This is a genomic window from Pantoea sp. sgz302252 (assembly GCF_047713085.1).
In the GTDB taxonomy this organism is placed as follows: Bacteria; Pseudomonadota; Gammaproteobacteria; order Enterobacterales; family Enterobacteriaceae; genus Scandinavium.
The window spans coordinates 70,604-94,409 of the sequence record NZ_JBLFJW010000009.1; the positions used below are offsets into that span (position 1 = coordinate 70,604).

18 protein-coding genes are annotated in these 23,806 nt (G+C 54.4%); 10 read left to right on the forward strand and 8 right to left on the reverse strand.

Translation table 11 applies throughout. From position 1 onward, the window contains the following. Positions 1-85: 85 nt before the first annotated feature. Complete coding sequence (locus ACLW56_RS09085; RefSeq protein ID WP_330983457.1) at positions 86-1,177, forward strand: LacI family DNA-binding transcriptional regulator; 1,092 nt, start codon at positions 86-88, stop codon at positions 1,175-1,177. Here ACLW56_RS09085 and ACLW56_RS09090 read toward each other — a convergent pair. The 4 genes from ACLW56_RS09090 to ACLW56_RS09105 all read right to left on the reverse strand — a co-directional run bounded on the left by ACLW56_RS09090 (position 1,174) and on the right by ACLW56_RS09105 (position 6,950). After that, positions 1,174-2,439 carry a DUF1479 domain-containing protein gene (locus ACLW56_RS09090; protein ID WP_330983458.1) on the reverse strand — a complete coding sequence of 422 codons (1,266 nt, stop codon included), beginning with the start codon at positions 2,437-2,439 and terminating at the stop codon, positions 1,174-1,176. The two genes, ACLW56_RS09085 and ACLW56_RS09090, sit on opposite strands and share 4 nt — an antisense overlap. Before the next feature lie 153 nt (positions 2,440-2,592). Further along, positions 2,593-3,408 carry a Cof-type HAD-IIB family hydrolase gene (locus tag ACLW56_RS09095; RefSeq protein ID WP_330983459.1) on the reverse strand — a complete coding sequence of 272 codons (816 nt, stop codon included), beginning with the start codon at positions 3,406-3,408 and terminating at the stop codon, positions 2,593-2,595. Between the two features lie 205 nt (positions 3,409-3,613). After that, complete coding sequence (locus tag ACLW56_RS09100; RefSeq protein ID WP_330983460.1) at positions 3,614-6,046, reverse strand: formate C-acetyltransferase/glycerol dehydratase family glycyl radical enzyme; 2,433 nt, start codon at positions 6,044-6,046, stop codon at positions 3,614-3,616. Positions 6,047-6,050: 4 nt separating this feature from the next. Then, the gene (locus tag ACLW56_RS09105) at positions 6,051-6,950 is read right to left on the reverse strand and encodes a glycyl-radical enzyme activating protein (RefSeq protein ID WP_330983461.1); all 900 of its coding nucleotides are present in this window, start codon (positions 6,948-6,950) and stop codon (positions 6,051-6,053) included. A 134-nt stretch (positions 6,951-7,084) separates the two neighbouring features. Between ACLW56_RS09105 and fsa the strand changes: the two genes are divergently transcribed. Next, on the forward strand, positions 7,085-7,747 hold the full coding sequence (gene fsa, locus ACLW56_RS09110; protein WP_330983462.1) for a fructose-6-phosphate aldolase: 663 nt from the start codon (positions 7,085-7,087) through the stop codon (positions 7,745-7,747). A 175-nt stretch (positions 7,748-7,922) separates the two neighbouring features. Here the strand turns inward: fsa and moeB are convergent, their stop codons facing one another. After that, a complete protein-coding gene (moeB, locus tag ACLW56_RS09115; protein WP_330983463.1) occupies positions 7,923-8,675 on the reverse strand; it encodes a molybdopterin-synthase adenylyltransferase MoeB in 753 nt (250 codons plus the stop codon). Then, on the reverse strand, positions 8,675-9,910 hold the full coding sequence (gene moeA / locus ACLW56_RS09120) for a molybdopterin molybdotransferase MoeA (RefSeq protein WP_330983464.1): 1,236 nt from the start codon (positions 9,908-9,910) through the stop codon (positions 8,675-8,677). Before moeA ends, moeB begins: the two co-directional genes overlap by 1 nt. A gap of 189 nt (positions 9,911-10,099) precedes the next feature. Here moeA and iaaA point away from each other — a divergent pair, with 189 nt between their 5' ends. From iaaA to gsiD, 5 genes are all read left to right on the forward strand, one after another. Next, a complete protein-coding gene (gene iaaA, locus ACLW56_RS09125; RefSeq protein WP_330983465.1) occupies positions 10,100-11,038 on the forward strand; it encodes a beta-aspartyl-peptidase in 939 nt (312 codons plus the stop codon). A gap of 11 nt (positions 11,039-11,049) precedes the next feature. After that, positions 11,050-12,915 carry a glutathione ABC transporter ATP-binding protein GsiA gene (gene gsiA / locus ACLW56_RS09130; protein WP_330983466.1) on the forward strand — a complete coding sequence of 622 codons (1,866 nt, stop codon included), beginning with the start codon at positions 11,050-11,052 and terminating at the stop codon, positions 12,913-12,915. A 16-nt stretch (positions 12,916-12,931) separates the two neighbouring features. Beyond that, positions 12,932-14,473, forward strand: a complete 1,542-nt coding sequence (gene gsiB, locus ACLW56_RS09135) for a glutathione ABC transporter substrate-binding protein GsiB (RefSeq protein WP_330983467.1) — start codon at positions 12,932-12,934, stop codon at positions 14,471-14,473. A 153-nt stretch (positions 14,474-14,626) separates the two neighbouring features. Further along, positions 14,627-15,547 carry a glutathione ABC transporter permease GsiC gene (gene gsiC, locus ACLW56_RS09140; RefSeq protein ID WP_330983468.1) on the forward strand — a complete coding sequence of 307 codons (921 nt, stop codon included), beginning with the start codon at positions 14,627-14,629 and terminating at the stop codon, positions 15,545-15,547. Further along, positions 15,548-16,459: a glutathione ABC transporter permease GsiD gene (gene gsiD, locus ACLW56_RS09145; protein ID WP_330983469.1), complete on the forward strand. Its 912-nt coding sequence runs from the start codon at positions 15,548-15,550 to the stop codon at positions 16,457-16,459. Here gsiD and ACLW56_RS09150 read toward each other — a convergent pair. Continuing rightward, the gene (locus ACLW56_RS09150) at positions 16,456-17,460 is read right to left on the reverse strand and encodes a LacI family DNA-binding transcriptional regulator (protein ID WP_330983470.1); all 1,005 of its coding nucleotides are present in this window, start codon (positions 17,458-17,460) and stop codon (positions 16,456-16,458) included. The two genes, gsiD and ACLW56_RS09150, sit on opposite strands and share 4 nt — an antisense overlap. A gap of 257 nt (positions 17,461-17,717) precedes the next feature. Between ACLW56_RS09150 and ACLW56_RS09155 the strand changes: the two genes are divergently transcribed. Continuing rightward, on the forward strand, positions 17,718-19,781 hold the full coding sequence (locus ACLW56_RS09155) for a glycoside hydrolase family 31 protein (RefSeq protein ID WP_330983471.1): 2,064 nt from the start codon (positions 17,718-17,720) through the stop codon (positions 19,779-19,781). After that, positions 19,778-21,157 carry an MFS transporter gene (locus tag ACLW56_RS09160; RefSeq protein WP_330983472.1) on the forward strand — a complete coding sequence of 460 codons (1,380 nt, stop codon included), beginning with the start codon at positions 19,778-19,780 and terminating at the stop codon, positions 21,155-21,157. The genes ACLW56_RS09155 and ACLW56_RS09160 overlap by 4 nt, the downstream gene beginning before the upstream one ends. A gap of 95 nt (positions 21,158-21,252) precedes the next feature. Here the strand turns inward: ACLW56_RS09160 and rimO are convergent, their stop codons facing one another. Next, positions 21,253-22,587 carry a 30S ribosomal protein S12 methylthiotransferase RimO gene (rimO, locus tag ACLW56_RS09165; RefSeq protein ID WP_330983473.1) on the reverse strand — a complete coding sequence of 445 codons (1,335 nt, stop codon included), beginning with the start codon at positions 22,585-22,587 and terminating at the stop codon, positions 21,253-21,255. On the opposite strand from rimO, the gene ACLW56_RS09170 reads away from it, so the two are divergent. Further along, the gene (locus ACLW56_RS09170) at positions 22,579-23,730 is read left to right on the forward strand and encodes a recombinase family protein (protein WP_330983474.1); all 1,152 of its coding nucleotides are present in this window, start codon (positions 22,579-22,581) and stop codon (positions 23,728-23,730) included. The genes rimO and ACLW56_RS09170 overlap by 9 nt on opposite strands. Positions 23,731-23,806: the final 76 nt, after the last annotated feature.

Consider the following 23,806-nt stretch of genomic DNA (forward strand, 5'->3'; position numbering starts at 1 on the left):
TGGCGTATCGGGTTTCAAGCGAAAGGTCACATTTACCCCTTTAGGGACAGGGTATATTACTCATGAAAATTCTTTCATTTTCGAAATGGAGGTAGATCACAAAATGGATAAAAAGCTTAAAATCGCGGAAATTGCCGCCCGAACAGGCCTTTCCGCCAGTACCGTTTCCCGGGTGTTAGCAGGCAAAGCTAACACCAGCGAAAAGGCGCGAAACCAGGTGCTTTCCTGTGCACGCGAACTGGGCGTTATGGAAGGCATCGCCGCCGGGCGCATGCTGCTGAACAGCCTGATTGTCTTTGCCCCGCAGCGAGCTTTTGATGAGCGATCGGACATCTTTTATTACCGTGTGATCCAAAGCATCAACAAAGCGCTTACACCCCATGAAGTGCGGTTGCGCTATTGCGCCCTGGAGGAAAACGACTGCGACGCAAACCTCTTTCTGGCTCGCATGAATGAAAGTGAAACGCAGGCGGCCATTTTGCTCGGTATCGACGATACGCATATTCACGACCTGGCGGCTGACTTAGCCAAACCTTGTGTGCTCATCAACTGTCGCGATGAAAAAATGCGTCTGCCGTCGATTGCGCCGGATCACCGTTTGATTGGTCAGTTCGCAGCACGCTATCTGTTTGATATGGGGCATCGCTCAGTGATGACCGTGATGTGCCTGCGGCGTTATACGATGGAACTCAGGCTGGTGGGCATCCGCGAGGCGTGGAAGAACGGCAATCTGCGTTTTCAGGACAGCCGGGACTTGATAACCGTCCCCAGTTTCAGCGCCAAAGAAACTGAAGAAAATGTTGGTACATGGCTGGACAATCAAAAGGGCAAACCGTTGCCCACGGCTTTTTTGGTCGGTGGGGATTTCATGGCTGCCGGTACCATCAATGCCTTGCAGCAGCGCGGTTTACGCGTGCCACAGGATGTGTCGGTGATGAGCATTGACGGTTTTAATCTGGCCGCTATTCAGGATGTGCCGTTGACGGCGGTTCATGTTCCGCGTGACGAGCTGGGCGTTGAGGCGGTGCAAATGCTGCAACAAAGGTTGATTCGCCCTGAAGGACCTTGCGGAAGCTTGCTTTTACATGGTCAGTTGGCGGTGAGGGAATCCGTACGGCGGATACGTCCTGGAACACGACGCACCGCCGTAGAAAGGGAAGGGTTGTACGACGATTAAACCGGCATGCCCAACGCGCGTTTGCCGTGGTCGTTCAAATCATCGAGCGTAAAGCGCGCCTCCCAACTGGTTTCATAATCTTCACGCGGGAAGTCGCCCGGAGAAGCGCCTTTCTCCAGCGCCACTTTCACCTTCTGCGCGTACGCCAGATTCTTCTCGCACAACGGCGCTGCAGGGATATACATCACGTTGCCCCAGCCTTGCTGCTCAGTCACGGGTGCCACCGAGTGGATAACATCGCAATGCCACCACACGGAATCTCCCGCATTCAGCGCAGGAATGGAAGTCAGCGCTTTCATCAACAGCGGATGCCACTGCTCAGAAATCGGCAATACACGGCCCGGCGCAACGCCACACAGTTCATCTTCCGGTACGTCGTCCAGCAGAGGACGCAGCAGGATATAGGCCATCGCTTCCGGGATGGGCACCACGTGGAGCAAGCCCTGATGCGGGATCATTTCCGACAGCGCCGTCCAGCCCTGGAAGGTACGGAACACGGAACATTTGGTGGTGTTGTCGACCGTGTACTCTTCCACTTCTGTGCGGTGCGCCGCATCCCACGGGTCGAAACGAGTGAAATCGCCGTTAAAGACACTGGCGAAAACCTGCTGATAGGCAGGCAGCAGCCAGCGTTCCAGTGCGCCGGAATCGGTATGCGCACCCAACCCTTTTGAAGTGGTTCCCGGTGGGCGACGACGAATACGATCCGGATAAATAACGCTGACATCGGGGTCAAACCACTGCTTTCCTTCACTTTCAAAACGCCACAGACGGTTCAGGAATGACTGTACGCTAGCCATTTCGTGGCTCTGACGCGCCTGCATTTGCGCCTGTGACCAGTAGATCGGGTAGATCTCCGGGCGAGAAGCACTCAGCGTGCCGAAGAAGTTATCGCCGGGGCCTTTATACACTTCGTCGAAATGGTTGCGGTCGAGATATTCCAGCATTGAACGATCCCAGCCCAGCGCCTGCTCGCTTGAGAAATGACCTTTGATTACCGCACAGCCGCGACGTTTGATCTCTTCACGTTGTGCCTCAGTGACGCGGCCTGCCGCCAGCTCAGCATAATCAATAACAGGCCACACCGGCTTGCCTGCTGCTTTCAAAGCATCAATTTCAGCGACGCGAGATTCAATATGCGCGCTGAGTTTGTCGAACACGGCCTGCACGTCGCCAATCTGCGCTCGTAGCGCTTTTTTCATTTCACGGATAGCCGTTTTGTGGTCGGCGGGCAGGGTTTCATGGGTAAAGGTAAGCGTCATGGTGGACCTCTCAATATTTCATTCGAAAGTAATTAAACTTACAAGTGATACTTTAAGTTAAAAAATGGTTAATGCAAGTTAAAAGGATTGAGGTGTTTCACAAACCGGAGAAGAGAAGAAGGGCAAGGCCGGAGCGAGCGCCCCGGCAGAAGATCAGAGATCGAACGGAGAAGCGTTATCCAACACGGCCTGAATGACGTTCAGCGCGCCATCATGGTTGTTGTCGTCAGTCTGGTTGCGGGCAATAGATTTGATGCTGTCGGCAGCGTTCGCCATAGCAAACGAGTATTTCACCAGTTTCAGCATTTCAGCGTCGTTAGCGCTGTCACCAATGCCCACGCACTCCTGCGGCGATACTTGCCAGTTTTTCAGCAGACGGCTGATGCCGTTGGCTTTGTGCAGGCCAGGGATTATCAAATCAACAAAGCCAAAGCCGCTGGTGACAGGCTTCATGATGCCGTCCAGAGAGACATGCAGCACGTTGATCAACTGAGGGATTTCGCTGTCAGGCAGGTTCAGTGAGAACTTGAAAATCTTGTCATCGATCTGCTGATAATCAGAGACAGGCTTCAGGCGGTGATAGTGCTTAGACATCAGTTTCACAAATGCTTCCGGTGCTTTGTCACTGACATAAGCACTTTTCAGCCCACAGGCCACAAAGTTCAGCTGCGGGTCTTTGAGCAATTCGCCAATCACGATTTGGGATTCATGACGTGTTAACTCGCCATGAAACAGTTCTTCGCCATGCTGGTAAACCAATGCACCGTTCTCAGCGACGAAGGAGATCTGATCGCGGATGTCCGGGAAGAAGGAGATCAACTGGTAATACTGGTTGCCGCTGGCCACCACAAATTCAATGCCACGCTGTTTAAGCTGCTGAAACTGCGCCATAAAGCGGTCTCGCGAGTACTGCTTGGCATCATTAAGGAAAGTTCCGTCCATATCTGTGACGATAACTTTAATGGTCATACATTGAGCTCCTGAATATTCCGGCAAACAGAAGCATTCTAGTGATAATGTGACGGGAACCACAAATTTATTTCATTCGAAAGTACAAACAATGCGGCAGCCCTTTAGGCTGCCGCATTCTGAAATGCCGGGTGGCGGCTGTCGCCTTACCCAGCCTACAAAGCAAGGTAGGCCGGGCAAACGCAGTGCCGCCCGGCAATTGACGTCACAGCGTATGTTCAGTACGAGCAATAATATCGTCCTGAGCATCCGGAGACAGCGCAGTAAAGAACGCCGAATACCCCGCGACACGCACCACCAAATCACGGTACTGATCCGGGTGTTTCTTCGCGTCCAGCAGCGTCTCGCGCGACACGATGTTGTACTGAATATGCCAACCCTTATGCACCTCGAAGAAGGTGCGCAGCAGCACCATCAGCTTCTGGCGATCAGACTCGTTATCCAGCGTGGCCGGGTTCAGCTTCTGGTTGAGCAGCACGCCACCCAGAATGGCTGCGGTGGGCAATTTACCCACAGAGCCAATCACCGCCGTTGGGCCGAGATGGTCGGTTCCGGAAGCCGGGCTTGCGCCTTCAGCCAGCGGCGTCTTCGCTTTACGTCCATCTGGCGTTGCCATGGTGGCGGCACCAAACGGCACGTTGGCAGAGATAGACGACGTGCCTGCGTAGTAGTTGCCGCCAATCGGGCCGCGGCCATGGCGCGGGTTGTGATATTGCTTCAGCTCGTCGATATAAGTCTGATAAGCGCGGGTCAGCAGTTCATCAACGCTGTCATCATCGTTACCGTATTTTGGTGCGCCATTGATCAAGCGCTGACGCAACTGTTCGTGAGTCAGGCCTTCAAAGTCTTCAGCCAGCGCTTTTGCCAGTTGTTGCTGACCAATCGCGCCCTGCTCGAACACCAGTTTTTTGACGGCGGCGAGGCTGTTGCCCAGGTTGGCGATCCCGACTTGCAGGCCGGAAACCCAGTCGTATTTTGCGCCGCCTTGCTTAATGCTTTTCGCGCGTTCGATGCAGTCATCCACCAGCGCAGAACAAAGAATGTCATGCACGTTCTCTTCGAGCATGGTGTCGACCACGTACTCGATTTCAATCGACTTACGGGTGTAATAGCGAATTTGGGTATCCCACGCCGCCATCACTTCGTCGAAGTTGCTGAAGTTACCTTCGGACAGCGCTTTCACCTGCGGCAGGAACACTTCGTTGCTGGTGGCGTCTCGGCCGCCTTCCATCGCCGCCAGCATCACGCGGGCGAAGTTGATAAAGCTCATGCCTGTGCAACGATAACCCCATTTGCCGCCGACCGCCGTTTCGATACAGCCGATGGCGGCATAATCGTAAGCATCTTCTTTTTCCACGCCGAGCTTGATGAATTCAGGGATCACAATTTCGTCGTTGTTAAACGCTGGCATGCCGAAGCCGCAGCGGATCACCTGCACGCAAGCGTCGAGGAAATCGCTGCTCATGCCAGCGTGGTAACGCACGCTGAGGTTAGGCTGAGTCGAACGCAAGCGGCCGCAGGATTCCAGAATGGCGTAGGAAAGCGGGTTCACCGCATCCATGGCTTCGTCGTTCACCAGTTTCTGACCGCCGATAGTGACGTTCTGATACAGCGGGCTGCCTGCCGAGGCTTTTGAGTGTGAGCCGGAACGGATTTTGTTCACTTCCAGCAGCTTCAGCCAGCAGGAGTGCAGCAGCTCGATAGCCTGTTCGCGCTCAAGCGAATTGTTGAGCTCCACATCACGACGGTAGAACGGATAGAGATACTGGTCCATTCGACCAAACGACACGGAGTGACCGTTGGATTCAACCTGCAAAATCAGCTGGATGAAATAGCACAGCTGCAATGCCTGCCAGAAGGTTTTCGGCGGTTCATGCGCGATGATGTCGCAGTTTTCCGCCATCGCCAGCAGCTCATCACGACGGCTTTCGCGTGTTTCTGTTGCTGCCATGGAGCGTGCCAGGTCGGCAAAGCGTTTGATGTGCAGGCTGACCGCTTCCAGCACGATATCAATGCCTTTCAGGAACTGTTCGCCGTGCAAATCTTCCAGTACGGTCAGGTTAATGCGCGAGCGGCGTTCAGCCACTTTTTCACGCAGGCCATCCAGCCCTTTTTCCAGCAGCAGCGGGAAGTTCACCGCCAGGTGCGCATCGCCGGAGGTCATGTTGCCTTCGGCTTTGATAATACCGGTTGCCAGCAGGGTTTTTTGTTCGTCGGTGAACATGCCGTAGCAGCGGTCCTGCACCGTCTGGCCATTCCACCACGGGCAAATTTCATGCAAAACGCGTTTATTTTCTTCGCTGACGGAGAAACCCGCACCCGGACGATCGGCCAGATCGTCAATTTCTTTTTCAATCCAGCTGACGGTGTATTCCGGGAAAATTGGGGCGGCACGGACTTCGCTCGCCTGGTTGCCGATGATCAGCTCATCGTGCTTGATCCAGATGGTGCGTTCTGCCAGGTGATGAGCCAGCGCCAGCGCACGACGCACCGGAATCGGCTTATCCATATTTTGCTGGTAAACGGTGGTGTAATGGCGTGCACGCTCGGTACAGACTGGCGGCTTGACGATATGAATCAGGGCATCTTTATGCGCCTTGATGCGGTCGGTCAATTTGTCGAGAGTCAGGGTAGTCATCGTATTATCCTCGTAGGGTCGCAGTCAGCCCTTTATCCCGGGCAATACGCTGGGCAAAATCCAGCAGTTCCGGGGCATCGAGCGGCTTGTCAGGGGCAGAATAGGGCACGCCAAGCAGGGTGTATTTGTTCATGCCCAGCGTGTGATAGGGTAAAAAGTGAATGTCGCTGACGTGCAGCTCGTTCGCGGCAAAGTCAGCAATGGCTTCAATGGACGCCTCATCAGCGTTAAAGCCCTGAATTAGCGGCACGCGAATGGTCATTTTCTTTCCGGCAGCCGCCAGTCGTTTCAGGTTATCGAGCACACGTTTGGCCGAGCCGTCTGTCCACTGCTGGAATTTATCGGCATCCACGTGTTTGAGGTCGGCGAGAAAGAGGTCGATATACGGCAGTGCCGGTTCAAGGTATTTCCACGGCACGTGCAGGCAGGTTTCAACCGCGGTGTGAATGCCTTGTTCATGGCTGCTTTTCAGCAAGGCCAGCGCCATTTCCGGGTTCATAAACGGTTCGCCACCTGAAAGCGTCAGGCCACCGCCGCTGCGATCGTAAAATGGTTTGTCGCGAAGCACGGTCGCCATAATATCGTCGACGCTTTTCTCTTCGCCGCAGACGGTCAACGCCTGAGTCGGGCAGACGTCGTTGAGCGCTTTAAGATGTGAACCTTCGAGTTTTTCGCGGTGGATGATCAGGCCATTCAGCGCGCGTTCAATAACACCGGGTGCCGCCTGCTGGCAAAGATCGCAGCCTTCAAGGCACAGACGTGCGTCGAACAGTAAATCCTGTTCACGGGCACGGCTTTCCGGGTTCTGGCACCAGCGACAGCCCAGCGAGCAGCCTTTCATAAAGACAACGGTACGGATGCCGGGGCCATCGTGGGTGGAGTAGCGCTGAATATTGAAGATCATCTTTCACCTCTTTGCTTTCGTATAAAGATTAAATAACTTTCGAATGAAAGTAATTTTGACGTGAATCAACTAAGCGAGAGGTTGTGGCATGGTAATTTTAAAGCATGCAGAATCTCACAATTTAAGGAACGGTTATGGAACTCTATCTCGACACTTCTGACGTTGCGGCGGTCAAAAAACTGGCCCGTATTTTCCCACTGGCAGGGGTGACCACTAACCCGAGCATTGTTGCCGCAGGCAAAAAACCGCTCGACGTGCTGCTGCCGGAATTGCAGGACGCGCTGGGTGGCAAAGGCCGTCTTTTCGCGCAAGTGATGGCGAACACGGCAGAAGGGATGGTGGAAGATGCGCGTAAGCTGCGCAGCATTATTTCTGATTTAGTGGTGAAAGTCCCTGTCACTGCGGAAGGCCTGGCGGCAATTAAGCTGCTGAAAGCGGAAGGCATTCCAACGTTGGGCACCGCGGTTTATGGTGCTGCGCAAGGAATGTTGTCTGCTCTGGCGGGCGCAGAATATGTTGCACCTTATGTGAACCGCATTGACGCTCAGGGCGGCAGCGGCATTCGTAGCGTGGAAGAGTTGCAGCAGTTACTGGAACTGCACGCGCCGCAGTCAAAAGTGCTGGCTGCGAGCTTTAAAACGCCGCGTCAGGCACTGGATTGCCTGCTGGTAGGTTGTCAGTCCATTACGCTACCGCTGGATGTCGCACAGCAGTTTATTGCATCACCTGCGGTGGATGCCGCCATTGTTAAGTTCGAACAGGACTGGCAGAGCGCTTTTGGACGTACGTCGCTCTGATTTTTCCCCTCTCCAAAAAGGAGAAAACGGCGCAGTAGTGTCCCCTCGCCCCTTTGGGGAGAGGGTTAGGGTGAGGGGAAAAGAGCGGTGCGGCCTGATGCCCTCACCCCAACCCTCTCCCACGTGGAGAGGGAGCAAACACTAAAAACGGCAACTCAGGTTGCCGTTTTGCTATTTATCCCCCGCAAACCTCGCACCCGGCAAAACGCATCAACTTCATCTCGCGGAACTGGCAGGTCATCGCGTCGTACATCACGATTTTCCCCGCAGCAGGCGTACCGTAGGCCGTCAAAAGCTTAATGGCTTCCATTGCTTGCAGCGCTCCAATGACTCCCACCAACGGTGCCATTACGCCCGCTTCCACGCAGGTGAGGGCATTTTCACCGAACAAGCGGCTCAGACAGCGATAACACGGTTCTCCCTCCTGATAAGTGAACACGCTGATTTGCCCTTCCATGCGGATAGCCGCCCCGGACACCAGCGGCGTTTTACGCTGAAAACAGCCTGCGTTGAGCTGATTGCGGATCTGTACGTTGTCGGTACAGTCGAGCACCAGATCGTGAAGCGCGATTTGCTCTGCCAGCCCGGCATCATTCAATTGCGCATTAATGCAGGTGAACTGCACATGCGGGTTGATGTTTTGCAGCGAGGCGCGCGCGGAATCCACTTTCGGCTGGCCGAGAGTCGCATCGCTGTGTAGCGTCTGACGTTGCAAGTTCGACAGCGACACGGTATCGAAATCGAGCAGCGTCATCTGCCCGACACCGGCAGCGGCCAGATACTGCGCCGCAGCACAACCCAGCCCGCCTAAGCCAACGACCAGCACGCGTGAGGCTTTGAGCTTCTCTTGCCCGTCAAAGTCGAAACCGCGCAACACGATTTGCCGGTTGTAGCGCAGCATCTCCGCATCGCTCAGTTCGACACTCATCACAGGCCTCCGAACAATGCGTTAAAGGGCTCGACTTCCACCCATTCACCCACGTCCACATTCCCGCGTTCGCGTTCCAGAACGATAAAGCAGTTGCCCTGGCTGAAAGAACTAAAGATGTGCGAACCCTGATGCCCTGTGGTCGCCACGCTTAAATCGCCGTCCTGATTGCGGGTCAGAACACCGCGCTGGAAATCAAGGCGACCAGGAGATTTCTTCAGGCGAGTCGATGTACGAACGCGCAAACGTGGCGGCAGGCCATTGAGCGGATTTCCGCTCAGTTTTGTCAGCAGCGGTTGGACCAGCTGATAGAACGTCAGCGCGGCAGAAACCGGGTTGCCCGGCAGGCCGCAGAACCAGCTGTTTTGCAGCTTGCCAAACGCAAAGGGTTTGCCCGGCTTGATGGCCAGCTGCCAGAAGCCAATTTCACCCAGTTCATCAAGGATGGTTTTGGTGTAATCCGCTTCGCCCACGGAAACGCCGCCAGAGCTGATAACCACATCGGCCTGGCTGTCGGCCTCGATAAAGGCTTCGCGCAGCTTGTCCTGATTGTCCGGAATAATGCCCAGATTGATGACGTCACAGCCCAACTGCTCAAGCATCAGATGCACGGCAAGGCGGTTGGTGTCGTAGATTTGCCCGTCGGCCAGCGGTTCGCCCGGCAGCTTTAGCTCATCACCCGTTGAGAACACGGCCACGCGCAGCTTACGCATAACCTCGACTTCAGGAATGCCGAGTGAAGCCAGCACGGGCAACTCTGCGACTGTCAGGCGCGTGCCGCGCGGAAAAATAGTGTGCCCCGCGATAATGTCTTCCCCACGGCGGCGAATGTTTTGCCCGTTTTTAATGTCGGCGGTGAAGCGCACGCCGCTGTCGGTTTGCTCGGTTTCTTCCTGCATCACCACGGCATCGCATCCCGCTGGAACCGGTGCGCCAGTCATGATTCGAACGCAGGTACCCGCAGGCCATTCACCGGTGTAAGGTTGCCCGGCGAACGCTTTTCCTGCGACCAGCAATGCATGGCCTGCGTTCAGATCGCTCAAGCGAACGGCATAGCCGTCCATTGCCGAGTTATCAAACCCTGGCACGTCCAGAGGGGAAATCACATCTTTTGCGGTAATGCGGCCAAATGCCTGCAGCAACGGCAGTTTTTCGGTGGCGGTCAGTGGGGTGATGCGCTCAAGCATCTGAGTCAGCGCTTCGTCGAGCGGCATCAGTCCGGCGTTAAAATCCATTACTTCACTCCTGGAACAAGTCGTCTGTTGCGCCCATTATGGCAGAAAAGCCGCCTGGACTGTATGCCAGAGGTACGGATGGCTTTACAGCACTGATGGCGCTTTCTATATTCAAAAATCATATAAAATAATCGGCACAATAATGATATCTATAGAAAAAGCAGGTCGTCAGCCGAAGGGAAGGGCGCAATGAGTAACGCAGTGATCGCCATTCATGGCGGAGCCGGGGCAATTTCCCGAGCGAAAATGTCGCCTGAGCGCGAGCGCGACTACGTGCAGGCGCTGTCCTCCATCGTTGAGGCAGGGCAAAAAATGCTGGAAGACGGAGCCAGTGCGCTCGACACGGTCACCGAAGCCGTCCGTTTACTGGAAGAGTGCCCTTTATTTAACGCGGGAAAGGGCGCGGTCTTCACCGCCAACGAAACTCACGAACTGGATGCCTGCGTAATGGATGGCTATTCATTGCAGGCAGGGGCTGTGGCGGGCGTTAAACACCTGCGCAACCCGGTGTTGGCCGCCCGTCTGGTGCTGGAGCAAAGCCCGCACGTGTTGCTGATTGGTGAAGGGGCGGAAAACTTTGCCGCCAGCCACGGAATGGAGTCTGTCCCGAACGAGTATTTCTCCACGCCTGAGCGTTTGTATCAACTTCGACAGGCGCAGGAAGCGGGTGAAACCGTGCTCGATCATAGCGGTGCGCCGCTGGATGAGCGCAGCAAAATGGGCACCGTTGGGGCTGTGGCGTTAGATGCTGCAGGCAATCTGGCCGCCGCCACGTCAACAGGCGGAATGACCAACAAATTGCCGGGCCGGGTGGGCGATAGCCCAATCATTGGCGCGGGATGCTATGCCAATAATGCCAGTGTGGCAGTCTCCTGCACCGGTACGGGCGAAGTGTTTATGCGCACGCTCGCAGCCTACGATATCTCCGCTTTAATGGAGTACGGTGGCCTGAGCCTGAATGAAGCCTGCGAGCGCGTAGTGCTGGAAAAACTGCCCGCACTGGGCGGCAGCGGTGGGCTAATCGCCATCGATCGCGAAGGTAACGTGGTGTTGCCGTTTAACAGCGAAGGGATGTACCGCGCCTACGCCTATGCGGGCGATACCCCTTCTGTCGGCATTTATCGGTAACGGGAGGACACGTGCCGCACAGTCAGGAAATCGACGCCAGCGACGTGCTGGTGGTGCGCGATCTGAACATAGGATTTCGCCACGAAAAGCAGCTGATCCCGGCGGTCAGCCACCTGTCGTTCAGCCTGAAACGAGGTGAAACGCTGGCGATTGTCGGCGAGTCTGGCTCCGGGAAGTCGGTTACGGCGTTGGCGTTGATGCAGCTTCTGGCACAGTCTGGTGGCGAAGTGAGCAGCGAAGACATGTTACTTAGACGCCGAAACCGCGAAGTCATCGAAGTGGCGGAACAATCTGCCTCGCAAATGCGTCATGTGCGCGGCGCGGATATCGCGATGATTTTCCAGGAGCCGATGACCTCGCTGAACCCGGTGTTTACGGTGGGCGAGCAGATCGCGGAATCCATCCGTCTGCATCAAAAATTAGGCCGGGATGATGCGCTAAAAGCCGCGAAGAAAATGCTCGATCAGGTGCGCATTCCTGAAGCAGAAGCGGTGTTGAAACGCTACCCGCACCAGCTTTCTGGCGGCATGCGCCAACGCGTGATGATTGCCATGGCGCTCTCCTGCCGTCCGGCGGTGCTGATTGCCGATGAGCCGACCACGGCGCTCGACGTCACCATTCAGGCGCAAATTCTTCAGCTCATTGACGTGCTGCAAAAAGAAATGGAGATGGGCGTCATTTTTATCACCCACGATATGGGCGTGGTGGCTGACATTGCGGACCGAGTGCTGGTCATGTATCGCGGTGAAGCGGTAGAAACGGGCACCGTGGAGCAGATTTTCAGCGCACCGCAGCACCCTTACACCCGCTCGTTGCTGGCGGCTGTGCCAACGCTGGGCGCGATGCAGGGCAGCGATTTCCCGCGTCGCTTCCCGCTGCTGGACACCAAAGAAACGCCGCTTGATGATGAAGCTCAGGATACCGTGGTGGCAGGTGAACCCGTGTTGAAGGTTCGCGATTTGGTCACTCGATTCCCGTTGCGCAGCGGCATTCTTAACCGTGTCACGAGAGAAGTGCACGCGGTGGAAAAAGTGAGTTTTGACCTGTGGCCCGGTGAAACGCTGGCGCTGGTGGGCGAATCGGGAAGCGGAAAATCAACCACGGGCCGCGCATTATTGCGGCTGGTGGAATCACAAAGCGGCAGCATCACGTTTAACGGCTCACGCATCGACACGCTGGCGGAAAGCCAGTTGCAGCCGCTGCGCCGTGATATTCAGTTTATTTTTCAGGACCCGTTTGCCTCGCTTGATCCGCGCCAGACCGTGGGCTATTCGATTCTGGAGCCTTTGCTGATCCACAAAATCCTGCCGGAAGCCGATGCCATTCGCCGTGTGGCGTGGCTGCTGGAGCGAGTCGGACTGCAACCAGAACACGCCTGGCGCTATCCGCATGAGTTTTCGGGCGGGCAGCGTCAGCGAATCTGTATTGCTCGCGCGCTGACTTTGAACCCGAAGGTGGTGATTGCCGACGAAGCGGTGTCAGCGCTGGATGTGTCCATTCGCGCGCAGATAATCAATTTATTACTCGATTTACAACGGGAGATGGGCATGGCGTATCTGTTCATCTCTCACGATATGGCGGTGGTTGAACGCATCAGCCATCGCGTCGCGGTGATGCACCGCGGGCGCATCGTGGAGATGGGGCCACGTCGCGCTGTATTTGAAAACCCGCAACATCCTTATACCCGCAAGCTGATGGCTGCGGTGCCGGTGGCAGACCCGGCGCATCGTCGTCCGCAGCGCGTGCTGCTGTCTGACGAAATGCCCGGCAACAGCTATCCGCGCGGAGAAGAGATTGCCAGCGTGCCGTTGGTTCAGGTTAGCCCAGGGCATTTTGTTGCCCGGGATGAAACCCCTAACGCACTGTCTCGCTTATAACAATCAGGAGTTTTGCATGACACAACAAATTACGGGTAAATGGCTGCTGGCGCTGGGTGTCGTTTCCGCCCTCGCAAGCGCCCCTGCTTTTGCGGCAAAAGATGTGGTGGTGGCGGTGGGCTCAAACTTTACGACGCTCGACCCGTACGATGCCAACGACACGCTGTCGCAGGCGGTGGCGAAGTCGTTTTATCAGGGCCTGTTTGGGCTCGATAAAGACATGAAGATGCACAACGTGCTGGCGGACAGCTACACGGTGTCCAAAGACGGGCTGGTGTACACGCTCAAACTGCGCAGCGGTGTGAAATTCCAGGACGGAACAGACTTCAATGCCGAAGCGGTGAAGGCCAACCTCGACAGGGCCAGCAACCCGGATAATCACCTCAAGCGCTACAACCTGTATAAAGACATCGCCAGCACCGAAGTGGTTGACCCGCAAACGGTGAAAATCACCCTGAAGCAGCCGTTCTCGGCGTTTATCAATATTCTCGCTCACCCGGCAACGGCCATGATTTCCCCGGCGGCGCTGAAGAAATATGGCAAAGATATCGGCTTCCACCCGGTGGGGACCGGGCCTTATCAACTGGAGACCTGGAATCAGACCGATTTCGTGAAGGTGAAGAAGTTTGACGGCTACTGGCAAAAAGGCCTGCCGAAGCTCGACACCATCACCTGGCGACCGGTGGTGGATAACAACACCCGTGCGGCGATGCTACAAACGGGTGAAGCGCAATTCGCTTTCCCCATCCCTTACGAGCAGGCCCCGCTGCTGGAGAAAAACAGCAAGCTGGAACTGGTGGCCAGCCCGTCCATCATGCAGCGTTATATCAGCATGAACGTCACCCAGAAGCCGTTTGATAACCCAAAAGTGCGTGAAGCCATTAACTATGCCATCAACCGTCAGGCACTGGTGAAAGTGGCCTTCGCAGGGTATGCCACCCCGGCGACTGGCGTGCTGCCGCCTGCGATTGCGTATTCGCAAAGCTACAAGCCGTGGCCGTACGACCCGGCGAAAGCGCGCGAACTGCTGAAAGAAGCGGGCTTCCCGAACGGCTTCAGCACCACGTTGTGGTCTTCGCATAACCACAGTACCGCGCAGAAAGTGCTGCAGTTCACGCAGCAGCAACTGGCGCAGGTCGGCATTAAAGCCCAGGTGACGGCGATGGATGCGGGCCAGCGTGCTGCCGAAGTCGAAGGCAAAGGGCAGAAAGAGAGCGGCGTGAGAATGTTCTACACCGGCTGGACGGCGTCTACCGGTGAAGCAAACTGGGCGCTGTCGCCGCTGTTTGCCTCGCAAAACTGGCCGCCAACGCTGTTCAACACGGCGTTCTACAGCAATCCGCAGGTGGATAAAGATCTCGCAGATGCGCTGAAAACCAACGATCCAAAAGAGAAGGAAAGCCTGTACAAAGACGCGCAGGACACCCTCTGGAAAGAGTCGCCGTGGGTGCCGCTGGTGGTGGAAAAACTGGTTTCCGCACACAGCAAAAACCTGACCGGTTTCTACATCATGCCGGATACCGGGTTTAGCTTTGACGAGGCGGACCTGAAGCAGTGATGGCGCGTACTTTGACCCTCACCCTAACCCTCTCCCTAAAAGGGAGAGGGGATAAACCAGCGTTCGTCCTTAATTTTCTCCCTCGCAGTCCTTGGGGGCTTGCTTCTTTTCACCCTCGCCCCTTTGGGGAGAGGGCCGGGGTGAGGGGACGCAATGCTTAACTACGTCCTGAAAAGGTTACTGGGGCTGATCCCAACGCTGCTGATTGTGGCGATCCTGGTGTTTCTGTTTGTGCACATGCTGCCCGGCGATCCCGCGCGGTTGATAGCCGGGCCAGAAGCTGATGTCCAGGTCGTGGCGTTAGTTCGCGAACAGTTAGGGCTGGATCACCCCCTTTACGTGCAGTTCTGGCACTACATCTCCAATGTGCTGCAGGGCGATTTCGGTACCTCGATGGTGTCGCGTCGCCCTGTTTCTGAAGAGATTGCCAGCCGCTTTATGCCGACGCTTTGGTTGACGCTGACCAGTATGGTTTGGGCGGTTATCTTCGGCATGGCAATGGGCGTGGCGGCGGCCGTCTGGCGCAATCGCTGGCCAGACAGACTCGGCATGGCGATCGCTGTTGCGGGAATCTCCTTCCCGGCGTTCGCGCTCGGCATGTTGCTGATGCAGGTTTTCTCTGTAGAACTCGGCTGGTTGCCCACGGTGGGTGCAGACAGCTGGCGGCACTATATTTTGCCATCCATCACACTGGGGGCCGCAGTCGCAGCGGTGATGGCTCGCTTCACCCGGGCTTCGTTTGTTGAAGTGCTGAACGAAGATTACATGCGCACCGCCAGGGCGAAGGGCGTGAGTGAAACGTGGGTGGTGCTGAAACACGGTTTGCGTAACGCGATGATCCCGGTGGTGACCATGATGGGGCTGCAGTTCGGTTTCCTGCTCGGTGGCTCGATTGTGGTCGAGAAAGTGTTCAACTGGCCGGGGCTTGGGCGTCTGCTGGTGGATTCGGTGGAGATGCGCGACTATCCGGTGATTCAGGCCGAAGTCCTGCTCTTTTCGCTGGAGTTTATTCTTATCAATCTGGTGGTGGATGTGCTGTATGCCGCCATCAACCCGGCAATCAGGTACAAGTAAGTGCGACTGTTAAACTGGCGACGTCAGGCCATCATAAATGCCTTGCCGGGGATAGAACCGGGCCAGGTTCGCACGCCATGGCATGAGTTTTGGCGTAAATTCCGCAAACAGCCGGTGGCGATGGCCGCAGGTCTTTTCGTGTTGCTGCTGATTGTGGTGGCCACCATCGCGCCGTGGATTGCGCCTTTCGATGCACAAAACTATTTCGACTATGACCGCCTTAATGAGGGGCCCTCGGCGATGCACTGGTTTGGTGTGGATTCGTTAGGGCGCGATATCTTCAGCAGGGTGCTGGTTGGGGCGCAGATATCACTGGCGGCTGGCGTATTCGCCGTGTTGATTGGTGCGCTGCTCGGCACGGTGCTGGGTTTACTGGCGGGGTATTTCGAAGGCTGGTGGGACCGCATCATCATGCGCATCTGCGACGTGCTGTTTGCCTTTCCAGGGATCTTGCTGGCGATTGCCGTCGTGGCAGTGATGGGCAGCGGGATGGCAAACGTGATCATCGCGGTGGCGATCTTCTCGATCCCGGCTTTTGCACGTCTGGTGCGTGGTAACACGCTGGTGCTGAAGCAGCAGACATTTATCGAATCGGCACGCAGCATTGGTGCCAGCAATGCCACCATTCTGTTCCGCCATATTCTGCCCGGCACGGTGTCATCGATAGTGGTCTATTTCACTATGCGCATTGGCGTGTCGATTATCTCTGCCGCAAGCCTCTCGTTCCTTGGTCTGGGCGCACAGCCGCCGACGCCGGAATGGGGCGCTATGCTCAACGAAGCGCGAGCCGATATGGTGATGTCACCGCACGTGGCGCTGTTCCCGGCGCTGGCGATATTCCTGACGGTGCTGGCGTTTAATTTGCTGGGTGATGGCCTGCGCGATGCACTGGATCCGAAGATAAAGGGCTAGGTGAGAGTATGTTCACGTCTTGTCACCCATTTTAGAGGGGGAAGTGATTGCACTGGCGGCAAGTGTTGCTGCATAGCATTGAGTGTCGCCAGAGCTAAATCTTCGCCGAGACGAGCAAAGGGAATATCAAAACCGGTGGGTTTTTCGGGAAGCAGAGCAGACATATCGCTGCTGAAAACGCCCGCAAAAAACGGAATGCTGATGTGGTGTTGTTGTGTATAGAACGTTGCGCCGAGCAGTTGTAGATCACTCAGGAAGATAACGTAATCCGGTGGCGTTGCGAGTTGTTGGAAATGTTGTATTGCTTCATAACCCGTTGTCTCGCTGATGTCACCGTAGAAAATGGCCGCCTCATTAAGAGGCAGAGTCTTTTCATTCAACGCTTCGCGCCAGGCGGCAGCGAAGATTTCCCCTTGCGCACTCTGGTTACCGAGCGTGACCAACCCGAAATTTTTGTGGCCCTTCAACAACCCTTGCTCGACCGCCGTTGCGGCCACAGTGGCAAAATCGAGATCGACCCAGTTGAAATGCCCTTCAAGCGAGTGACTGCGGCCAAGCGTTGCAAAAGGAAACTGATGATGATGCAAAAATTCGATTCGGGGATCTTCAAGCGTGGTGTTAGTCAGAATGACGGCGTCAGCTTTGCGTTGCTCAATCATTTTTTGCAGCCAAAGCCTTTCGTCCTCGGCATCGAGCGCCAGATGCAAAATGGTGTCGATATCATGCTGGCGCAGCGTGCGCTGTAGCTCGTTGGCGACCCGCATAAAAAATGATGCGGTATAGAAGTTGTCACGATCGCCGGGTGGCAATAACAGCGCCACGGTGTTCACTTTACCTTTGCGAAGATTGCGACCTGCTGCATTGGGGAAATACCCATATTGCTGAGCTGCGTTTAGCACACGCTGTTGCGTCTTTGCGCTGACTTCAGGGTGGCTGTTCAATGCTCTGGAAACGGTAGCAATCGACAATCCCAGCCTGTTCGCCAACTCTTTGATATTCATCCTTTCCCCATTTTCGAATATGGACTTTTTCGCCTTTTTTATATCTTACTCTGCTCATTTTATTGAACTGAGACGCTCTGCGCATAAATATATCATGCTTAATAAAAAACACCTCACAACGTAATGGGTGATCACAATTTTTATTTTTTAATTCCTGAGTGATGAGTTTATTTATTGACAGTGTGTGACATCTTGAACAGGATCGGAAACGTTTACGGAATCACGGTTGCATTATCCTAAAATAATCCGAGGACAGCATGAATACACTACAGATAAAAGAGAATACGCTGCACTGGTCGTGGAACGGACAATACCTCAAGGTCATGGCGTGGGGCGCCAATAGCGTGAGAGTTTTATCGGGCCTTGAACCCGATAATGTCACGATCCCGCGGTGGGCCTTGCTTGATAAACCTAATGTAATACCGATATTTGAGAGAGATGAACAAAGCCTTACGTTAATTAATGGCAATATTCGGGCGCGTGTTGATAAGCAGGGAAGGCTGGCATTCTATAACCAGAACAACCAATGCTTGCTTGAGGAACTTTGGCGGCAGCGTGACAACGGCGAAAATTTTTGGCGTGCAGAAAATGCGCCGCAAAAGAAAATAAGCGCTTTAAAAATATCAGGGAGGGAATGCAAACCCCTGGCCGGGAATGCATTCGAAATTAATGTCAGATTTGAATCTAATAGGAATGAGAAAATAGCAGGAATGGGCCAGTATCAGCACGCTTTTATCAATTTGAAAGGCTGCATGCTGGAATTGGCCCAACGTAATTCACAGGCCAGCGTGCCGTTTATGGTCTCCAGTCTGGGTTATGGATTTTTATGGAATAACCCGGCAGTGGGGGAGGCTGTATTTGCACAAAACGAAACGCGCTGGCACGCAAAAGCAGCCGCGAGGATTGACTACTGGATAACGGCGGGTGATACCCCAGCGGAAATTGTGCGTCAGTATGCGGCTGTCAGCGGTAAGCCGCCGCTGATGCCCGAGTTTGCACTCGGGTTATGGCAATCGAAATTGCGTTATCGTAATCAGCATGAGTTGCTAAACGTGGCCCGGCGCTATCGCGATCTGGGGATCCCGCTGGCGGTCATTGTGGCAGATTTCTTCCACTGGCCCATTCAGGGGGACTGGCGTTTTGATGAACGCGAATGGCCGGATCCGGCAGCCATGACGGCGGAACTTAAAGCGATGGGCACTGAGCTGATGGTTTCCGTCTGGCCAACTGTCGATGTCAGAAGCGAAAACTATGCCCAGATGAACGAACAAGGCCTGTTGGTGAATACCCGTAAAGGGCTGAACATCAATTTTGATTTTCTGGGCAACACCCGCTTTATCGATCCGACCCACCCCGAAGCCCGTAAATTTATCTGGCAGGTCTGTAAGAAAAACTACGTGGATAACGGCGTGAACCTGTTCTGGCTGGATGAAGCTGAGCCCGAATATGGTGTCTATGATTTTGATAATTACCGCTATCACATTGGTAACACACTGGAAACCGGCAATATTTACCCTCTCCACTATTGCGAGGCTTTCTACGACGGTTTGCGTGAAGCGGGGCAGAGCAACCCAGTGAACCTGGTGCGTTGCGCCTGGGCTGGCAGCCAACGTTACGGGGCGCTGGTCTGGTCAGGTGATATTCATTCGTCATTTGAATCAATGCGTCACCAAATCAGCGCGGGCCTGAGCATGGGGATGGCTGGTATTCCATGGTGGACAACGGACATCGGCGGTTTTCACGGTGGAGACGTCAACGATCCCGCCTTTCATGAGTTACTCGTTCGCTGGTTCCAGTGGGCGGTCTTCAGCCCTGTACTGCGTATGCATGGTCATCGTGACCCTATCACTGAACCGGAAGTGCCTTATCGTGACGGTATCGCCCAGTGTAATACCGGGGCAGGAAACGAATTGTGGAGTTTCGGCGAGCCGGTTTTTGCCATTTTGCAGCGTTATGCCGCTTTACGTGAAGCGCTGCGTCCGCTGCTAAGAAAACTCATGCAGCAAGCCCACGACACCGGTGAGCCGCTGATGCGTCCGTTGTTTTATCACTATCCTGACGACGCTCAGGTTTGGGAGATCACTGACCAATACCTGTTTGGTGCCGATCTGCTGGTCGCGCCTGTTGTCCATGCGGGCGCGACTCAGCGCGAAGTCTGGCTTCCGGGTGAGGACGTGTGGGTGAGCGTGAATACGGGTGAGCGATATCGCGGAGGAGAGACCGTCACTGTTGCTGCACCATTAGAGGTGCTTCCGCTCTTTATTCGTGAAGGTGCTGAAGCACAGGCAGAGATTTTCGCTGCAATGGAGAGCCTGAAATGAGCGACGCCTCTGAAACTGTAGAACTGGGGAATGCACAAAGTACAGCCGCTTCTCTGACAGTCAGTGAAAAAATCAGTTACGGTCTGGGCGATGCTGGTGGCACGATTGTGACCGGCCTTATCTCTAATTTTCTGACGTTTTTCTATACCGACATTTTTGGCCTGACGCCTGCGATAGTCGGCACGCTGTTTTTGGTTTTACGCGTAATTGATGCTGTCTCGGACCCGCTCATCGGCATTGTCGCAGACCGTACCTCAACCCGATTAGGGCAGTTCCGCCCCTTCATTCTCTGGACTGCTGTGCCGCTAGGATTGATTGCGTTTCTGACTTTCAGCGTGCCAGATTTAGCGTATCACTGGAAAGTGGCGTATGCGGTGGTGACGTATTTTGCTCTTTCCATTCTCTACTCGCTGAACAATGTGCCGTACTGCGCATTAATCACCAAAATCACCACTAACCCGATAGAGCTGGTTTCCTGCCAGTCCTGGCGATTCGCGTTGTGTGGCGTGGCGGGGTTTGCTGTGTCGGTAGGCTTGCCTGTCATGGTGACCTGGTTTGGTGAAGGGAATCAGATAAAAGGCTATCAGTATGGCGTGGGTGTTCTGGCGCTCTTTGCCGTTGTGATGTTCCTTTGCTGTTTTTATGGCGTGAAGGAGCGGGTGGCGGCACAAAAACGGCATACGTTTAATTTACGGGAGAGTTTGAAAAGCATTCGCCATAATAACCCGCTGTTGCTGACGTTTGTGATGTCGCTGCTCATCATCAGCATTTTCAACACCAAAGGTGGCGCGGCGATGTATTTCATCACCTATGTCTTGCACGGTGATGCCACCTACACTTCGCTGTTTTTTGGTATGGCAACGTTCGGCGGGATTGTCGGTTCCGTGGCGGTGCAGTACCTGACCCGAGTGTTTGAAATCCGGCGCATTTACTTTTGGGTGAACGTCATATTGGGGCTGGCACATTTTGCCGTCTGGTTCGTGCCTGGCAACGAGCCGATGCTTTGGCTTGGTCTGGTCTTTGTGTGCTGTGTGGTGCTTGGGTTTATCTTGCCGATGCATTTTACGCTGGTGACTTTCGCAGATACTTACGGCGAATGGAAATCAGGCCGCCGTTCATCGGGGATGAATTTTGCCTTTAATCTGTTTTTCGTGAAGCTGGCATGGGCCGTAGCGGGGGTGATTATCAGCCTGACGCTAACGCTGGTGGCTTATCGCTCAGGAACGGAGAATCAAACCACATTGTCCTTAGCGGGCATTACGCTGTTGTCTACCGTCATTCCGGGCGTTCTGCATTTATTGCTGGCACTGACAGTCTGGTTTTTCAGGATTGATAATGAGCTGGTAGGGAAGATGAAGCAGGATTTAGTGCGTTAAGACTTAGAATTGCAGGCCTAATAAGCGAAGCGCCATCAGGCACTATGGTAGCGCCCGGTGGCGGCTAACGCCTGACCGGGCCTACAAAGGGGAGATTAAACGCGAGAACCCCACAGGTCGTACTCATCCGCGTGTTCCACTTTCACACGCAGCACGTCGCCCGGTTTCACACGGGTTTCGCCGTTCAGGTACACCGCGCCGTCGATTTCAGGGGCATCGGCCATGCTGCGGCCGATAGCGCCTTCTTCATCCACTTCATCGATAATCACCATGATTTCGCGGCCGACTTTTTCCTGTAAGCGCTCGGCAGAAATCTGCTGTTGCAGCTGCATGAAGCGGTTCCAGCGCTCTTCTTTCACCTCTTCCGGCACCTGACCTTCCAGTTCGTTGGCGGTAGCGCCTTCAACCGGGCTGTACTTGAAGCAGCCGACGCGATCCAGACGGGCTTCCTTCAGGAAGTCGAGCAGCATCTGGAAATCTTCTTCAGTTTCGCCTGGGAAGCCGACGATGAAGGTGGAACGCAGCGTCAGCTCTGGGCAGATTTCGCGCCACTGTTTGATGCGTGCCAACTGGCGATCAACAGAACCCGGACGCTTCATCAGCTTAAGAATGCGTGGGCTGGCGTGCTGCAATGGGATGTCCAGATACGGCAGGATTTTGCCTTCGGCCATCAGCGGGATCACATCGTCCACATGCGGATACGGGTAAACGTAGTGCAGACGCACCCACACGCCGAGCTTCGCAAGCTGTTCGCACAGGCCGACCATGCTGGTTTTTACCGGCTCGCCGTCGTGGAAACCGGTGCGGTGTTTCACGTCAACGCCGTACGCAGAGGTGTCCTGAGAAATCACCAGCATCTCTTTCACGCCAGCATCGACCAGACGTTTGGCTTCAGACAGCACTTCGCCAATCGGGCGGCTGACGAGATCGCCACGCATGGAAGGGATGATGCAGAAGGTGCAGCGATGGTTACAGCCTTCGGAGATTTTTAAGTAAGCGTAATGACGCGGCGTCAGCTTCACGCCCTGTTCCGGCACCAGGCTCAGGAACGGGTTGTGCTGCGGCTTCGGTACGTAGTGATGAACATGTTGCAGCACCTGCTCGTAGCTGTGCGGCCCGGTGATTTCCAGCACCTTTGGATGCACTTCACGAATCTGGTCTACTTTCGCGCCCAGACAGCCGGTCACAATCACCTTGCCGTTCTCTTTCAGCGCTTCGCCGATGGCTTCCAGGGATTCCTGCACGGCGCTGTCGATAAAGCCGCAGGTGTTGACGATAACCATGTCGGCGTCGTCATAGCTTGGCACGACGTCGTAGCCTTCGGTGCGCAGTTCGGTCAGGATGCGCTCGGAATCCACCAGGTTCTTTGGGCAGCCTAAAGATATAAATCCTACTTTCGGTTGACTAGTAGGTGTTTTAGTATGGGACATGTAGATTTACTCACATTGGATCAATGGCGCGGGATTTTAATGTCATCTAAGCAGAAATTATACAGCTATGTGCGTTGGTCAAGCGAGAAACAATCAACGGGAACCTCTTTCGAAAGGCAGACGGCTAGGGCGAAGCAGTATGCTCATGATAACGGTCTTGAGTATGTCGAGATCAAAGATGCTGGTGTGTCTGCTTTCAAAGGCAAAAATTCGACTCAAGGCCAGTTAGGCGAATTTATCGCTAGCGTTGAAAAAGGTCTAATCCCTAAAGATAGCTGGCTGTATGTGGAAAATTTTGATCGTATAACGCGTGAAGAAGTCACCGATGCGAATGCACTTTTCTTGCGTTTGATAAACATGGGGTTAACGATAGTTACGGGCATGGATCAGCGTGTTTTCACGCGCGAAAGTGTGAATAAGAATCCGACGGATCTTATGCTTTCCATTCTAATGTTCATGCGTGCCCATGAGGAAAGTAAGACCAAGTCTGACCGGGTTAACTCGCATGTACTAGCACTGTTGGCGCGTGAAAAACAGGGACTCCCTGTAAACATTAAAGCTGTTGGTAGACATCCATTTTGGATCGATGACAGTGGCCCAGATAACGAGAAGGTTAAAAAACATCCTGATTACTGGCAACCCGTTCAAGATGCAGTAAGGCTGTTCCTTGAAGGGCATGGTGCGTTTTATGTCACTAACTATTTGAACGAAAATTACTCACCGCCTCCTGCATTTAAAAACAAGACACGCAAAGAGGGAGGATGGTCACTACAGGCTCTGAATAAAATGAGGAGTAATCAGGCGTTGGTTGGTACAAGGATTTTTAGTCTTTCGGGTAAGGAATATCGTCTTGAGGATTACTATCCACCTCTTTGTACTCCCGGGGAGTTTGCACAACTTCAGGACATCAAAGCGAACAACAACAGATATAGCGGCAAAGTTTCGACGGCGATCAGCCTTCTGGGAGGAATGCAGATTCTTCGATGTGGTCATTGTAACGGGACTATGACAGCTTTTCTTCAACGGGGACAATTGCGCTACATCTGTGAGTATGGGCGAGCAGGTGGAAGTTGCAACGCTTGGAGTGTGAAAGCCTCCATTGTTGAGCGTTGCTTGATGCCTGTCCTTATCACCAATTGTTGATACCAAGCGGTGTTTCTCGTTGGGTAGTAACAAGAGAGCACAGCACTATAACCTAATGTACCAACTACTTGCCCCC

Excerpts from the sequence above, each read along its gene's own strand:
- gsiC (WP_330983468.1), top strand. The coding sequence starts at position 14,627 with ATGCTTAACTACGTCCTGAAAAGGTTACTGGGGCTGATCCCAACGCTG.
- ACLW56_RS09085 (WP_330983457.1), top strand. The coding sequence starts at position 86 with ATGGAGGTAGATCACAAAATGGATAAAAAGCTTAAAATCGCGGAAATT.
- ACLW56_RS09100 (WP_330983460.1), bottom strand. The coding sequence starts at position 6,046 with ATGACTACCCTGACTCTCGACAAATTGACCGACCGCATCAAGGCGCAT.
- moeA (WP_330983464.1), bottom strand. The coding sequence starts at position 9,910 with ATGGATTTTAACGCCGGACTGATGCCGCTCGACGAAGCGCTGACTCAG.
- ACLW56_RS09150 (WP_330983470.1), bottom strand. The coding sequence starts at position 17,460 with ATGAATATCAAAGAGTTGGCGAACAGGCTGGGATTGTCGATTGCTACC.
- ACLW56_RS09170 (WP_330983474.1), top strand. The coding sequence starts at position 22,579 with ATGGGACATGTAGATTTACTCACATTGGATCAATGGCGCGGGATTTTA.
- iaaA (WP_330983465.1), top strand. The coding sequence starts at position 10,100 with ATGAGTAACGCAGTGATCGCCATTCATGGCGGAGCCGGGGCAATTTCC.
- ACLW56_RS09095 (WP_330983459.1), bottom strand. The coding sequence starts at position 3,408 with ATGACCATTAAAGTTATCGTCACAGATATGGACGGAACTTTCCTTAAT.
- fsa (WP_330983462.1), top strand. The coding sequence starts at position 7,085 with ATGGAACTCTATCTCGACACTTCTGACGTTGCGGCGGTCAAAAAACTG.
- ACLW56_RS09105 (WP_330983461.1), bottom strand. The coding sequence starts at position 6,950 with ATGATCTTCAATATTCAGCGCTACTCCACCCACGATGGCCCCGGCATC.
- ACLW56_RS09090 (WP_330983458.1), bottom strand. The coding sequence starts at position 2,439 with ATGACGCTTACCTTTACCCATGAAACCCTGCCCGCCGACCACAAAACG.
- ACLW56_RS09155 (WP_330983471.1), top strand. The coding sequence starts at position 17,718 with ATGAATACACTACAGATAAAAGAGAATACGCTGCACTGGTCGTGGAAC.
- rimO (WP_330983473.1), bottom strand. The coding sequence starts at position 22,587 with ATGTCCCATACTAAAACACCTACTAGTCAACCGAAAGTAGGATTTATA.
- gsiB (WP_330983467.1), top strand. The coding sequence starts at position 12,932 with ATGACACAACAAATTACGGGTAAATGGCTGCTGGCGCTGGGTGTCGTT.
- moeB (WP_330983463.1), bottom strand. The coding sequence starts at position 8,675 with ATGAGTGTCGAACTGAGCGATGCGGAGATGCTGCGCTACAACCGGCAA.
- ACLW56_RS09160 (WP_330983472.1), top strand. The coding sequence starts at position 19,778 with ATGAGCGACGCCTCTGAAACTGTAGAACTGGGGAATGCACAAAGTACA.